This is a genomic window from Candidatus Hydrogenedentota bacterium (assembly GCA_012730045.1).
Lineage (GTDB): Bacteria > Hydrogenedentota > Hydrogenedentia > Hydrogenedentales > CAITNO01 > JAAYBR01.
In genome coordinates, this window is the sequence record JAAYBR010000047.1 from 25,109 (window position 1) to 38,991 (window position 13,883).

Sequence of the window (13,883 nt, forward strand, 5' to 3'; positions counted from 1 at the left end):
TCAGGGCGTTGCGGGCACAGGGTCGCGCCACGCCAGCGCGGCGCGGCAGGGGAAATGGTCGGAGGCGGTGCGGGTGGTGCCGGTCACATGGACTACGGACTCCACGGTCTGGAAATGTGGGGATGCGAGGATGAAATCAATCCGGCGCGCCTTTTTCGCGCCCGGGAGCGACCCCTCGTCCTTCGGCCCTGTGAAGGTGTCGGCGAGTTTCTCCCGGAGCCGAGCCACGGCGGGGCCGTCCGGCCCTTCATTGAGGTCGCCGAGCAGGAGGGTGGGGGTGTCCGGACGGAAAAGCGGCAGGACGTCCTCCACCTGCGCGGCGCGCTCCTTCGGACTCAGGCCCAGATGCGTGTTGTGGATGTCCACCTCGCGGTCCTGCCAGCGGACCGTCACGGTGAGGCATCCCCGCGGTTCCGCGACGCCTTCCGGGTTGGCGAGGGGGGTGTTCTTCTGCGCGAGGAGCGGCAGTCGGGTCAGCGTGAGCACGCCGTAGTCGCCGCCGGAGAATTGGTAGTTGACGCCGTAGGCGGACGTCATTTTCAGCTTCTCCGCGAAGAGCGAGGGCATGTCCAGCTTTTCCGTGCGCGGCTGATTGCGGTCCACCTCCTGGAGGCAGACCACGTCCGCGTCCAGCTCCCGGAGGATTCCCGCGATCCGGTCCAGGTCCAGCCGGCCGTCCGTGCCCTCGGCGTGGTGGATGTTGTAGGTCGCCACCCGGAGACGGGGTCCGTCCTCCGCGGCACGGCACAGGCGGGGAAGCCCCAGGGACAGGGCGCTGACTCCGGCAAGAAACGCGCGACGGTTCATGCGGAACACTCCTTCATCGGTTGGCGTCTTCAGGCGCGGGTGTCGTCTTCGCCGTACTGGGCGAGCTTGCGGTAGAGGGTGCGCAGGCCGATGCCGAGCATGCGGGCGCAGGCGGCCTTGTCGTAGTCGCAGTGGCGCAGGGTTTCCTCGATGGCGGCGCGCTCGATGACGGCCATGGGCACGCCGAGGGGCACGCGGAGCTCCCCCTTGGCGGGGCGTGCGGCCTTCCTCAGATACGGCGGGGCGATGTCCAGGCCCAGGGGGCCGGGGGCGGCGCTCAGGTCCATGCCCTCCAGCACCGCCTCCAGTTCCCGCACGTTTCCCGGCCAGTCGTAGCGGGCGAGCAGTTCCAGCAGGGCGGGGGAGACCGTGCGGGGCTCCGACTGGGCGGCGCGGGCGCGCCGGTCGAGAATCTCGCGCACGAGCAGGGGAATGTCCTGGGGACGCCGGCGCAGGGGCGGCATTTCCACGACCAGCGCGGACAGGGCCTCGGCGAGGGCGGGGGAGAGGCCGTCCCCGCCGCGCAGGCCGGCGGGGCTGCGGCGGGTGGCGGCGATGAGGCGCGCGTTGGCGGAAACCTCCCGCGCCGTTCCCGCCCGCTGGAGTTTGCCGCACGCCAGCCAGCGGGTCAGGCGCTCCTGCGCCTCGGGGCACAGGGCCTCCGCGTTGTCGAGGAAGAAGGTGCCGTCCTCGGCGGTCTCAATGAGCCCCTCGCGGTGCCCCTCGCCGAAGAGCGCGCGCGCCTGCTCGGCGGGGGGGAGGGCGGCGGCGTCCGCCTTGACCATGGGGGCGTCGCGGCGGGGGCCGGTGGTGTGGATGGCCCCGGCGGCGATTTCCTTGCCCGAGCCCGGCTCGCCGCACACCAGCACGGGGGTGGAGAGGGGGGCGGCGTGGCGCACCTGCCGGTAGACGTCGAGCATGCGCCCGGACCGGCCCGTGAGCCGCATGAGGCCGAACTGCTCGTCCAGCCGGCGCTGCAGCTCGACGCGCTCGCGCCGCAGGTCCTGAAACGCGTATCCGCGCCGGAGCGCCGCGTCGAGGCGCGGCAGGTCCACCGGTTTGACCAGGTAGTCCTGCACCCCCTCGGCGAGCAGGGCCAGCGCGCGGCCCGCCTGCGCCTCCGTGACGGAGAGCACGACGCACATGTCGGGGTACCGCGAGAGGGCCACGCGGGCGAGCCGCTCGCCGTTGACGCGCTGCGCGCCGAACTCGGCGACGAGGGCGTCCCACGGCTGGGCGTCGAGACGGTTGAAGGCCTTCTCCCCGCTGTCCACGGCCACTGCGGCGTGGCCCCGGTCGTTGAGCCAGTCGGCCAGGACCCGGCCGGCCCTGGCATTCTGGTCCACAACGAGGACGGCGGCTTTGCGGCGGTCTGCCATGGGGCCCCCTGCGCGCGGTCAGCCTTCTTCGGCGGCCTTTGCGCGCTGTTCCACGATGAACGCGACGGTCCGCTCGAGGCCCTCCTTGAGCGGCACTTCGGGCTTCCAGCCGAGGACTTCGGCGGCCCGCGCGCCGGTGATGAAGATCTTCTGCACCTCGCCGGCGCGCAAATCCTTGAGCGCGGGCTTTCCCTCGAACTTGGTGAGTTTCTGGATGATCGTGAAAAGCTCCTTGACGGAGGTGCCCTTGCCGGAGCCGAGGTTCAGGATGTCCCGGTCGCCCTTCTTGAGGGCGAGCAGGCAGCCGCGCGCGATGTCGCCCACGTACACATAGTCGCGCAGGGGCTCGCCCTGGCCGTAGAGCACCGGCGCGGTCCCGTCCAGCATGAGCCCGGCGAGGATGGAGCAGACGCCCGCCTCGCCGTGGGGGTTCTGCCGGGGGCCGTAGACGTTCGGGAACCGGAGGATGGTGTACGGGAGCTTGTGCAGCCGCCCGTAGAGGCCGATGTACTGCTCCACGCAGTACTTGCTGACCCCGTAGTGCGACTCGGGCAGGGCGGGGCAGGTCTCGGGCGCGGGCAGCTTCTCCGGCGAGCCGTAGATCGCGCCGCCGGTGGACGCGAAGAGGAACTTCTTCACGTTGTGCGCCCGGCACATCTCCAGAAGGTTGAGGGAGCCGCGGACGTTCACGTCCGCGTCGTAGAGCGGGTCCTCCACACTGCGGCGCACGTCAATCTGCGCGGCGAAGTGGTAGACATACTCGGGGCGGCGTTCCTCGAAGACCTCGGCGAGCTGCGCCGCCCGGATGTCCATCTCGTAGAAGGACGCCTTCGGGTTGAGGAAGTCCCCGCACCCGGAGGAAAGGTCGTCCACCACCGCGACATCGTGCCCCGCCTCAACCAGCGCGTCGCACACATGCGACCCGATGAACCCGGCGCCGCCCGTGACGAGAATCCTGCTCATGGATAATGCCTCTCTCCGCGCGTGCCCGGGGCGCAGGCCGGGGGCGGCGCGTTCGTTTGTGATTGCGTGTATGGTACCCTACACGGGCGCGCGACTTCCATTCGCGCCGCAGTTAACGGAGGACGCAGCCGTGCGGAAGATACTCGTCACCGGCGGGGCCGGGTTCGTGGGAAGCGCGCTGGCGCTGGCCTTCAAGGCGGGCGGCGAAAACGTGTCCGTCACCGCGCTGGACAATCTGCGCCGCCGCGGGTCGGAGTTGAACCTGCCGAGGCTCGCCGCGGGCGGCGTGTCGTTCGTGCACGGCGACGTGCGCTCCCCCGGCGACCTGGAGGCCTGCGGCCCCGTGGACCTTGTGGTCGAGTGCAGCGCGGAGCCGTCCGTCCTCGCGGGCTACGACGGGTCGCCCGACTATGTGCTGGACACAAACCTCACCGGGGCGGTGCGCTGTCTGGAGCACGCCCGCCGCCACGGCGCCGCGATGGTCTTCCTTTCCACGAGCCGGGTGTACCCCGTGGCGCGCCTGAACCAGATATCGCTTTCCGAGGGGGAGACCCGTTTCGAGGCGGCGGCGGAGCAGGCGCTCCCCGGCGTGTCCCCGGACGGCGTCACGACCGCCTTCCCGCTGGACGGGCCGCGGTCCCTCTACGGGGCGACCAAGCTGTGCGCCGAGCTGCTCATCGCGGAGTACGCGGACATGTACGGTCTGCCCGCCGTGGTCAACCGCTGCGGCGTGATCGCCGGGCCCTGGCAGATGGGCCGGGTGGACCAGGGGGTGGCGGGGCTGTGGGCCGCGCGGCATGTCTACGGGGGAAACCTCGCCTACATCGGCTACGGCGGCGCCGGGAAGCAGGTGCGCGACATGCTGCACGTGGACGACCTGGTCCGGCTCGTGCTTCTCCAGTCGGAAAACCCCGGCCGCCGGGCCGGGCAGGTCTTCAACGCGGGCGGCGGCCCCGGCTCCTGCGCCTCGCTGCTTGAGTTGACCGGCCTGTGCCGGGAGGCAACGGGCAACAGCATCCCCGTCGGGTCCGTGCCGGAGACCCGCGCGGCCGACGTGCCGTGGTATGTCACCGACAACGCCGAGATCACCGCCGCCACGGGCTGGCGGCCGGAGAAGGGCGTGGCGGACATTGTCGGCGACCTGTGCCGCTGGATCACCGACCACCGGGACGCCCTCGCCGGCATTCTCGCCTGATTCGTTTCCCCTGTCCATTTCCCGGCACTGTGCGCCCTCGCACCCCGGTTTCATACTGTAAAAAAGGTGAAACCTTCCCCATGAAGGGCTTGTCAAATCAATGGAAAAGGGATACACTTTTCCTGTAGTGGGAAGTAGGCAGGCGTTCAACCCGGGCCCGGCAGGGCCAAGAAGGAGGAATGAATTCATGAGCAGGTCCAGAAAAGGGTTCACTCTCATCGAGCTACTGGTGGTCATCGCCATCATCGGCATCCTGGCGGCGATCCTGCTGCCGGCCCTCGCCCGCGCCCGCGAGGCGGCCCGGCGCTCCAGTTGCCAGAACAATCTGAAACAGTGGGGCCTCGTTTTCAAAATGTACAGCAACGAGGCCAAGGGCTCGTTTCCCCCCTTGCAGGTGGTGCGCGACCGCACCCAGTGGAACAGCGACGGCATTTCCGTGGAGCTGGCGGCCGGCCCGGCGGTCTATGCCATCTATCCCGAATACCTGACGGACCCGAATATCGCACTGTGCCCCTCGGATCCGGAACTGGGTTCGCACCAGAAGAAACAGGTTTTCCAGCCGGACAACAACGAGGGCGGCGTCCCCGGAACGCCTCGCCTCTCCTTTGAGCCGGAGGAGATTGACGCCAGCTACATGTACCTTGGCTGGTGCTTTGACAACCTCAAGCTGACGGAACGGTCCAGCGTCTTCACCATCACCGCCATCCTGGATGCCTTCGGCGGCACCATGACCGGCGACCCGTGGGTGCCGGTCCAGATCGGCGCCGCCCTCGACGGGTTGGCCGCAAAGGAGGGGGCGGGCCTCTTTGGTCTGGCCGAAGACCCCTACGGGCTGGCCCGGGTGCTGGACCAGGATTCGCCCCTCACGCCGGCCTTTGCCGGCTACGCCGGGAACGGCGGCGGAAGCACCATCTACCGTCTCCGCGAGGGAATTGAGCGTTTCCTGATCACCGACATCAACAACCCCGGCGCGTCCAACATGGCCCAGAGCACCCTGTGGATCATGTCCGACACCATCTCCGCGGGTGGGTCGGAACCCCTGTTCAACCACATCCCGGGCGGCTGCAATGTCCTCTACATGGACGGCCATGTGGAGTTCCTGCGCTATGTGCCGGTGCCCAGTCTGGCCACCGCCGGGTCCGCCGTGGAGGCGACCCAGCTCATGCAGGGGTCCTTCCCCCCGGTCATGGGCACCGTGGCCGACTTCGTCGGCGGCATCATGGGCGGCTGAGCCGTCCCCCGTTTGAAACGGAACGCGCCCCGGCCGGTGCCGGGGCGCGTTTTCTTTCTGTTAGGGCCCGTCTCTCAGGAGAAACGGGCGATCGTCTCCTCAAACAGCGGCTTGAACCGGTCGTACTCCTCCCGCGTCATCGGGGCGCGGTCGCTCATGTAGGGGTTGCTCGCCTGCGAGCGGTTGTGCAGCGGCGTGGGGAAGCCCTTCTCCGTGGCGTAGGTCTTCAGGAAGTCCACCGGGCTCGGGCTCTTCCGGACCATCAGGTTCACCGCGTCCTGCGCCTCCAGCACGCCCTGCCAGTCGTTCCGGTCATGGGCGTCCAGCATGAAACGGATGAGCTGCGGGTTGACCGTCGTGCCCTGGCCGATGCAGGCCCGCGCGCCGAGGGAGAGCCCCGCGTAGTAGAGCATCTCGCAGCCGATGATGAACCCGAACTCCTTCCCGCGCACCGCCCGCAGCAGCTCGTAGAGGTAGTACCCGTCCACGCTGGAGATTTTCGCGCCGACGATGTTGTCCATGTCCGCCAGCCGCGCCATCACCTCCGGCGACATTTCATAGTTCTTCGGCGTCACCGGCGGCTGGTAGATGAGCACCGGCCCCTTCACCTGGGCGCACACGGCCTCGAAATACCGCAGGATGACGTCTGACTCCGTCTGCCCGGCCGCCGGCTTCAGGCACTCCGGCACGGTGTACACCACGCCGTCCGCGCCCTGGTCCAGGGCGTACTGCCCCAGCTCGATCCCCTGGGCGAGATAGGTGTCCGGGTCCGGAAGCCGGTCCAGGTTGCGGTCCCAGATCCCGCTGCAGCCCACCACCACCGCCGCCTTGCCCCGCAGATGCGCGCACGCCACCCGCGCCATCTGCTTTGTGTCCTCCATTGAGTACGTGTACATCAGCCCCATGCCCGACCGCACGAAGTGCGCGCTGATATCCCCCGACTGGAGCAGGAAATTCAGGAAGGTCCGCTGGCCGTCCTCGTCCAGGGCGCCGTTCTCCTGGAACACGCTGAAGACCGGCGCAATCGCGCCGCGCACATACTGGGGCACTTTCATGGGGAGGTTCCTTTCAGTGGTGGGCCAGGCCGCTTCCCGCGCCGGAAAACACACGCCGGAGGGGCGCGGCTGGTGGGGACATCATGCACCATCCGACCGCGACCGCGCAAACAGGCTGCCGCGCGCGGATGGTCATTGCCCCCGCGACTGGCGCGGAAAGAACCATGTCCGCTATAGTCTTTTCCCGGAGAATATGGGTCGAGGGATAATGGCATGAATCTACCGAAGAACCATCCCTCCCGCATCCGCCCGGTGCTTGATGAGGAGGGGAAGTGCGTCGCCATCCGGTACCGTCCAAGCCGATGGCAAGCCCTGCTGGTGTTCCCGTACCTCGCGGTCGTGGCCATGGGAATCCTCGTAGTGTACTGGTTTGTATCCCAAGTTTGCAGCGTCCCTCTTGCGGGCACCAGCACCTACGATGAGGCTTGGATATGGAAATCCCTGGCGATCGCCGTTATCTTGTTGCCCACCTTGGTTGTCCTGGCGGAAATGGTTGCCGTGGAGGCGTTCCGTCAATGGCCCTACCTTCGCCGGAGGACCACGATAACCTTCTGCTCCGACCGCATGGTCATCTCTCCCGAGGGGTGTGATTCAGTGGTTCTGCCCTGGGATCAGCTGGAGTCGGTCCGTTCGGACAGAAGATGCCTTGTCTTCAAGGGAGGCCGGAGGGTCCACCTCCCCATGCTCTTCTGGACGAGAGAATACCCCTTCCACAAGGAGTCTTTTCGCCAGCTTTTTGGCCGCCTCATCGAAGCCCCCTTCCGTCTCCCAGAAGACGGTGTCTTCCGGCGGACTATGGACAAGGGCCAAAAGATACTTGAGGACGACTTTCAAGAGACCTATGGCAGACAATGCCGGGTAATCCGTAATGATGACGGACACGTCAAGGAGATCGTGCTTCCCCTTTCGCGGCTCACATATTGGGGGCACGCCCTTGGTATGGTTCTGATGGTTCTGTTTCTCTTCCTGGTGCTGTACGGCATGCTGACCGAAAGGTTTCCATGCACGATGGCAATACCCTTTGGGGTTCTTGGCCTGTTCTTTCTCACATGGAATGGGTATTTCGGAATGAAATATCTGGCCTTCTGGTTTCCGGGGCGCGGAGCGCTTCATTTTCAGCGCGAGCGGCTCGTGGTTGTCCGGCACGGACACGAAATGGTTGCGCATCAGTGGGGAGACCTGCTGAAGATACAGGCTCGATCTGACTTCTGCATGATGGCCTTCAGAAACGGCGGCAACGCCCTTCTTCCTGTGCGTTACAAGGTGTTTTTTCGCGCGACCAAGGCTTGTGAGAATGATTTTCACAACCTTCTCGGTGATCTCTTGGAAGAGAAACGGGTGTTCTCGCTTCTCGAGCGTTTCAACTGGTAGACGCACCCGGCCCCGTCTTCTCCCCGCACAGCGTTCCCCCCATACTTCCCATACCTCCCATCCCCCCGCCGTATCCCGCGCGACTGGCACCAATGTAAACCCCTCCGGTATAGTCATCGGCGGACAGGAGCGGTCTTTCCGCCATGCGCTTGGGTATGGACATCACGCCGCTGACGCGGCGTTCCTCGGGGGTGGGCAATTATGTCCGCCAGGTGCTGGCGCATCTGCCGCCGCTGCTGGCGCCGGGGGACGCGCTGCTGGGCTGGGCCACGGGGCTCCATGCGCCGTGCGGCGCGCCGCCGGAGATGCGGGTCCGGCATGTTCCCCTGCCGACGCGGGCGGTGTATGCCTGCTGGGGCACCGCCGGTCTCCCGTGTCCGGACACGCTGCTGGGGGGGCTGGACGTCTTCCACGCGACGAACTATTTCCTGCCGCCGGTCCGCCGGGCGCGGCGGGTGCTGACCATCTACGACCTGGCTTTCCTTGTGGAGCCGCGCTGGGCGAGCCCGAAGGTGGTGGACCTGTTCGCGCGGCGGGTGCCGGATTTCGCGGCGCGGGCGGACGCGGTGATCACCTGCTCGGAGCACAGCCGGAACGACATTGTCCGCCTGTGCGGGGTGCCCGCGGAGAAGGTCTTCGTGGCCCACGGCGCGCCGGACCCCGCGCTGGCCCCCATGGAGCGCGGCGCGGCCCGCGCGCGGGCGGCGGCGCTGTTCGGTTTCGACGCCCCCTATGTCCTCCATGTGGGCACGGTGGAGCCGCGCAAGAATCTGGAAACGCTGGTGCGGGCCTTCGCGAAGGCCTGCAAGGGCCGCCCGCACCGGCTGGTGCTGGTGGGCGCGCCGGGCTGGGGGATGGACGCCTTCCACGCCGCGGCGGCGCGCGAGAACATCGGCGACCGGCTGGTGATGGCGGGCTACCTTCCGCGGCGGGGGGATCTGGCGGCGGTGTACTCGGCGGCGGACCTCTTCGTCCTGCCGTCGCACTACGAGGGATTCGGCCTGCCGCTGGCCGAGGCGATGGCCTGCGGCTGCCCGGCCGTGGCGTCGGAGAGTTCCTGCCTGCCTGAGGTGGGCGGCGACGCCGCGCTGTATTTCCCGCCGGCGGACGCGGACGCCCTCGCGGAGCGGATCAGCGAGGTGCTGGACACGCCGGACCTGACGGCGCGGTTGCGGGCAATGGGCCCCGCGCAGGCCGCGCGGTTCACCTGGGCCGAAGCCGCCCGCCGCACGGGGGACGTCTACCGGAGGCTCGCGCCATGAGGGTGCTGCTGAACGCCCTCCAGGCTGGGAACCGCAGCGGCACGGGCCGCCACGCCGCCGAACTCTGCCGCGCCCTGCCCGCGGCCGACGCGGACCTGGAGCTGGTGCTGGCCTGGCCCGCCGGGGCGGGCGCGCCCCCGGCGCATCCCCGCGTGACCGCCGTGCCCTTTCCCGAAGGCGGCCCGGGCCGTTTTCTGTCGGAGGCGCGCGGGTTCCCGGACCTTGTGCGGCGCTTCGGCCCGCAGGTGCTCCATTACCCCGCCTCCACCGGACCGCTCACCCGGACCCGCCCCCTCGTGGTCACGGTCCACGACCTGTGCTTCCTGCGCCACCCGGAATGGTTCCCCGCCGCGAAGGCGCTCTACTACCGCGTGTTCATTGCCCGGGCCGCCGCGCGGGCGGACCTGATTCTCGCGGACTCCCAGGCCACGGCGGACGATGTGCGCGACCTTCTCCGCGTGCCGGAGGACCGGGTCCGCGTGGCGCCCCTGGGCTGCGACGCGCGGTTCCGCCCGCCCGACCCGGAAGACATCGCGCGTCTGAAAACGCGTCTCGGGCTCCCCGACCGCTACTTCCTCTTCGTGGGCACCCTGGAGCCGCGCGAGAACGTGGCGCGCCTGGTGGAGGCCTGGGACCGCATCGCCGGGGAGCCGGACATGCCGGGGCTTGTTGTCGCGGGGCGCGGTGGCTGGAAGACCGGGCCGATCGAGGCGGCCCTGCGCGGGGTGCGGTGTCCGGAGCGGCTGAGGCGGCTGGACCATGTGCCCGACGCCGATCTGCCCGCCCTGCTGGGCGGCGCGGCGGCCTTCGTGTGGCCGAGCCTCATGGAGGGCTTCGGGCTGCCCGTGCTGGAGGCGATGGCCTGCGGCGTGCCGGTGGTCACGTCCGGCACCTCCAGCCTGCCGGAGGTGGCCGGGGACGCCGCCCTGCTGGTGGACCCGCTGGACACGGAGGCGCTCTGCGACGTGATGCGGCGTGTGGCGGGGGATGCGGCGTTGCGGGAGCGGCTGTCCAATGAGGGCGTGAAACGCGCGGCGCACTTCACTTGGGAGCGCACGGCGGCGCTCACTGCGAAAGCCTACCGGGAACTTGCGTGAGGAATCGGGCAAAGAGGGGGTGGGAGCACAAACGTAGACGCGCCATCTTGGCGCGTTCGGCGGCCCCCCAACGCTTCCTGACGACTATCCACAGCGGCCGGCCTTGCGAAGTTTCAGGGAATGCGAGGGGGCATCCGGTTCAGGCCCGCAGCTTCCGGTTGTCCACGACGCGGACGGCCTTGCCGACGGAGCGCTCGATGGTCTTGGGGGCGACCAGTTCCACGGAGACGTGGATGCCGGTGAAGGCCTGGATTTTCCGGTCAATGCGGTCGCGCAGGGCCTGCATCTCGCTCATCTTGTCGGAGAAGAACTCGGGGCGGACCTCCACCTTCACCGAAACCTCGTCGAGGTTCTGGGGGCGGCTCACCTCGATGAGGTAGTGCGGCGCGGTGCCCTCGACGGCCAGGAGGGCCTCCTCGATCTGCGAGGGGAACACGTTGACCCCGCGGATGATGAGCATGTCGTCCGTGCGGCCGACCACGCGGCCCATCTTGCGGCCCGTGCGGCCGCAGGGGCAGGGGCACGTGTCCAGCGCGGCGATGTCGCGGGTGCGGTAGCGGATCATGGGAAGCGCCTCGCGGGTGAGGGCCGTGATCACCAGTTCCCCGTAGGAATAGTCCTCCACGGGCTCCAGGGTATCGGGGTCCAGGCACTCGACCAGGAAGTGGTCCTCCTGGAGGTGCATGCCCGAGCGCGCGGCGCACTCGCCGCTGACGCCGGGGCCGATGATCTCGCTGAGGCCGTAATTGTTGAACGCGAGGATGTCCAGCTCGCGCTCGATCTGGGCGCGCATGTCCTCGGTCCACATCTCGCCGCCGAAATGGGCGAACTTCAGGCTCAGCCCGCGGGGGTCGAGGCCCATGGAGCGGCAGACCTCGGCGATGTTGAGGGCGTAGCTTGGCGTGCAGATGAGCACCTCGGGCTGCAGGTCGCGCATGAGCATGATCTGGCGGCTCGTGTTGCCCGACGACGCCGGGATGATCGCCGCGCCCACCCGCTCAATGCCGTAGTGCAGGCCGAACCCGCCGGTGAACAGGCCGTAGCCGAAGGACACCTGCACGGTGTGCTCGGGGCGCAGGCCCCCGGCCACAAGGAACCGGGCGCAGAGCCCCGCCCACATGTCCAGGTCGTTCTTCGTGTAGCCGACGAAGGTGGGCATGCCCGTGGTGCCGGAGGACCCGTGGATGCGCGCGAGCTCCGCGCGGGGCACCGCGCACAGGCCGAGGGGATAGTTTTCCCGCATGTCCGACTTGTTCGTGAACGGCAGCCGCCGCAGGTCGTCCAGCGTTTTGATGGATTCCGGCGTGATCCCCTCCTTTTTGAAGAGGGCGGCATAGAACGGCACCTGACCGGCGCGGGCGACAGTCTCCCGGAGCCGATGGAGCTGCAGCGCGTGCAGGTCGGCGCGCGGCATGGTTTCGGCGGGGTCAAAGATGCGGTTCTCGTAGGCGAACTCGGTGCTCATGAAACAACCTCCGGTCCGGCCGGGATGCCGGACGGGTTTGGACGGCGGCGGGCCGGGGGTCAGCCCCCGGCGCGGTCGTAGAGCTCCACGCCGCCGATGACGTTGATCCCGTTGTCCTTCAGGACCTGGATGGCCGCGTCGGCGTCGTTGAACCGGAACACCAGCACCGCCCGGTCCCCGGAACGGAACGTGAAGGCGTACATGTACTCAATGTTCAGCCCGGCCTTCTCGATCACCTCCAGGATGGTCGCCAGGCCGCCCGGCTTGTCCTCGACCTCCGTGGCGACCACCTCGGTGACCGTGACCACGCAGCCCGCCTGGGAGAGGACCTCGCGCGCCTTTTTCCAGTCGCGGACGATCAGGCGCAGGATGCCGAACTGCTGGGTGTCGGCCAGGGACAGGGTCACGATGTTGATGCCCGCCTCGGCGAGGCGCCGGCAGGGGTCGCTCAGGCGGCCGGGCTTGTTTTCCATGAACATGCTCAACTGCGGGATTTTCATGTCACCTCCTTGCTCTTGTTTCTCAATGCCGGGGTTTCCGCGGGCGCCGGCCGCGCGGCGCGGCGGGTCACTTCTTTCGCTGGTCTATGACGCGCTTGGCCTTGCCCTCGCTGCGGGCGATGGTGTTGGGCTCCACGAGCCGCACCTTCACGCGGATGTTGATGATGCGCTCGATGGCCGCGCTGATCTTCTTCGCCAGCCCCTCCACCGCCGCGATCCGGTCGCTGAAGATCTCCGGCGTCATCTCCACATGCACCTCGATGTCATCCATCGTCCCGTCGTTCGTCAGCACGATGACGTAGTGCGGCGCCGTGCCCTCGACGGACAGGAGCGCCTCCTCGATCTGCGACGGGAACACGTTCACGCCGCGGATGATGAGCATGTCGTCGCTGCGGCGCGAGATGCGGCGGATGCGCCGGATGGTGCGGCCGCAGGGGCAGGGCTCGGCGAAGATGGACGTGATGTCGCGGGTCCGGTAACGGATCATGGGCATGGCCTGCTTGCTGAGCGTCGTCAGCACCAGCTCGCCCTCCTGCCCGTCCGGCAGCGGCGCCAGCGTCTCCGGGTCCACGATCTCCGGGTAGAAATGGTCCTCGAAGATGTGCAGCCCGTTCTGGTGCGCGCACTCGTTGCCCACGCCCGGCCCGATGATCTCGGACAGGCCGTAGATGTCGTAGGCCTTGATGCCCGACTCCGCCTCAACGCGCTTGCGCATCTCCTCGGTCCACGGCTCCGCGCCGAACACCCCCGCCTTCAGCGGCAGGTCGCGCAGCTCGATCCCCATCTCCCGCGCCCGCTCGATGATCCGCAGGAAGTAGCTCGGTGTGCAGCAGATCGCCGTCGTACCGAAGTCCTTCATCACCATGATCTGCCGGTCCGTGTTGCCCCCGGAGATCGGGATCACCGTCGCCCCCAGCGCCTCCGCGCCGTAGTGCGCCCCCAGGCCGCCCGTGAACAGGCCGTACCCGTAGCCGTTCTGGATCACGTCGCCGCGCTGGAGCCCGCACGCCGCAAACGCCCGCACCATCACGCTCGCCCAGACCTTCAGGTCCTGCTGCGTGTAGGCCACCACGATCGGCTTCCCCGTCGTGCCGCTGGACGCGTGCAGCCGCACCACCTCGCTCATCGGGCTGGCGAACAGCCCGAACGGGTAGGTGTCCCGCAGGTCCGTCTTCACGGTGAACGGAAGCTGGGCGATGTCCGCGAGGCAGTGGATGTCGTTCGGCGTCATGCCCCGCGCGTCCATCCGCGCGCGAAAATGGGCCACGTTCTCGTAGGCCCGCCGCACCACCGCATGAAGCCGGTGCAGCTGCAGCTGCCGGAGCTGCTCCACCGGCAGGTAATCCATCGCGCTGGCCGGATGAAACTCGCATCCGGGATCGTGCCAGAACTCCATCATGCCCTGATTCCTTTCCTGAAAAAGTTGACCCCGCGCGGGGACCGCCGCGCCCTTGAACCCGACAGAAATGCACCCCTCCCGGCGTGCCTGAGGCCCCGCCCGGGAGAGGCTTGTAGTATAGCCGCGCATTTCCTCCCGTGCAACCCGCGGCGGGATACT

At 68.2% G+C, this 13,883-nt stretch carries 12 protein-coding genes; 5 read left to right on the top strand and 7 right to left on the bottom strand.

Annotated elements, in window-relative coordinates; genetic code table 11:
* The 3 genes from GXY15_04800 to GXY15_04810 are packed head-to-tail and all read right to left on the bottom strand — an operon-like array spanning window position 1 to window position 3,149.
* Window positions 1–807 carry a hypothetical protein gene (locus GXY15_04800; GenBank protein ID NLV40531.1) on the bottom strand — a complete coding sequence of 269 codons (807 nt, stop codon included), beginning with the start codon at window positions 805–807 and terminating at the stop codon, window positions 1–3.
* A 29-nt stretch (window positions 808–836) separates the two neighbouring features.
* Entirely contained in the window at window positions 837–2,186 is a 1,350-nt protein-coding gene (locus GXY15_04805; protein ID NLV40532.1) for a sigma-54-dependent Fis family transcriptional regulator, read from the bottom strand.
* An 18-nt stretch (window positions 2,187–2,204) separates the two neighbouring features.
* Window positions 2,205–3,149: an NAD-dependent epimerase/dehydratase family protein gene (locus tag GXY15_04810; protein ID NLV40533.1), complete on the bottom strand. Its 945-nt coding sequence runs from the start codon at window positions 3,147–3,149 to the stop codon at window positions 2,205–2,207.
* A 70-nt stretch (window positions 3,150–3,219) separates the two neighbouring features.
* Here GXY15_04810 and GXY15_04815 point away from each other — a divergent pair, with 70 nt between their 5' ends.
* Together GXY15_04815 and GXY15_04820 are read left to right on the top strand one after the other, a co-directional pair.
* Window positions 3,220–4,344: an NAD-dependent epimerase/dehydratase family protein gene (locus GXY15_04815; protein NLV40534.1), complete on the top strand. Its 1,125-nt coding sequence runs from the start codon at window positions 3,220–3,222 to the stop codon at window positions 4,342–4,344.
* A gap of 187 nt (window positions 4,345–4,531) precedes the next feature.
* Complete coding sequence (locus GXY15_04820) at window positions 4,532–5,575, top strand: DUF1559 domain-containing protein (GenBank protein NLV40535.1); 1,044 nt, start codon at window positions 4,532–4,534, stop codon at window positions 5,573–5,575.
* 74 nt (window positions 5,576–5,649) lie between these two features.
* Here the strand turns inward: GXY15_04820 and GXY15_04825 are convergent, their stop codons facing one another.
* Window positions 5,650–6,630 carry a dihydrodipicolinate synthase family protein gene (locus GXY15_04825; GenBank protein NLV40536.1) on the bottom strand — a complete coding sequence of 327 codons (981 nt, stop codon included), beginning with the start codon at window positions 6,628–6,630 and terminating at the stop codon, window positions 5,650–5,652.
* Window positions 6,631–6,843: 213 nt separating this feature from the next.
* Between GXY15_04825 and GXY15_04830 the strand changes: the two genes are divergently transcribed.
* The 3 genes from GXY15_04830 to GXY15_04840 all read left to right on the top strand — a co-directional run bounded on the left by GXY15_04830 (window position 6,844) and on the right by GXY15_04840 (window position 10,360).
* Window positions 6,844–8,001: a hypothetical protein gene (locus GXY15_04830; protein ID NLV40537.1), complete on the top strand. Its 1,158-nt coding sequence runs from the start codon at window positions 6,844–6,846 to the stop codon at window positions 7,999–8,001.
* 143 nt (window positions 8,002–8,144) lie between these two features.
* Complete coding sequence (locus GXY15_04835; protein ID NLV40538.1) at window positions 8,145–9,263, top strand: glycosyltransferase family 4 protein; 1,119 nt, start codon at window positions 8,145–8,147, stop codon at window positions 9,261–9,263.
* Window positions 9,260–10,360: a glycosyltransferase family 4 protein gene (locus GXY15_04840; GenBank protein ID NLV40539.1), complete on the top strand. Its 1,101-nt coding sequence runs from the start codon at window positions 9,260–9,262 to the stop codon at window positions 10,358–10,360. Before GXY15_04835 ends, GXY15_04840 begins: the two co-directional genes overlap by 4 nt.
* A gap of 139 nt (window positions 10,361–10,499) precedes the next feature.
* Here GXY15_04840 and GXY15_04845 read toward each other — a convergent pair whose 3' ends face one another.
* The 3 genes from GXY15_04845 to GXY15_04855 all read right to left on the bottom strand — a co-directional run bounded on the left by GXY15_04845 (window position 10,500) and on the right by GXY15_04855 (window position 13,724).
* Window positions 10,500–11,825: a phenylacetate--CoA ligase gene (locus tag GXY15_04845; GenBank protein NLV40540.1), complete on the bottom strand. Its 1,326-nt coding sequence runs from the start codon at window positions 11,823–11,825 to the stop codon at window positions 10,500–10,502.
* Between the two features lie 59 nt (window positions 11,826–11,884).
* A complete protein-coding gene (locus tag GXY15_04850) occupies window positions 11,885–12,325 on the bottom strand; it encodes an ACT domain-containing protein (GenBank protein ID NLV40541.1) in 441 nt (146 codons plus the stop codon).
* 67 nt (window positions 12,326–12,392) lie between these two features.
* The gene (locus tag GXY15_04855) at window positions 12,393–13,724 is read right to left on the bottom strand and encodes a phenylacetate--CoA ligase (protein NLV40542.1); all 1,332 of its coding nucleotides are present in this window, start codon (window positions 13,722–13,724) and stop codon (window positions 12,393–12,395) included.
* Between the last annotated feature and the right edge of the window lie 159 nt (window positions 13,725–13,883).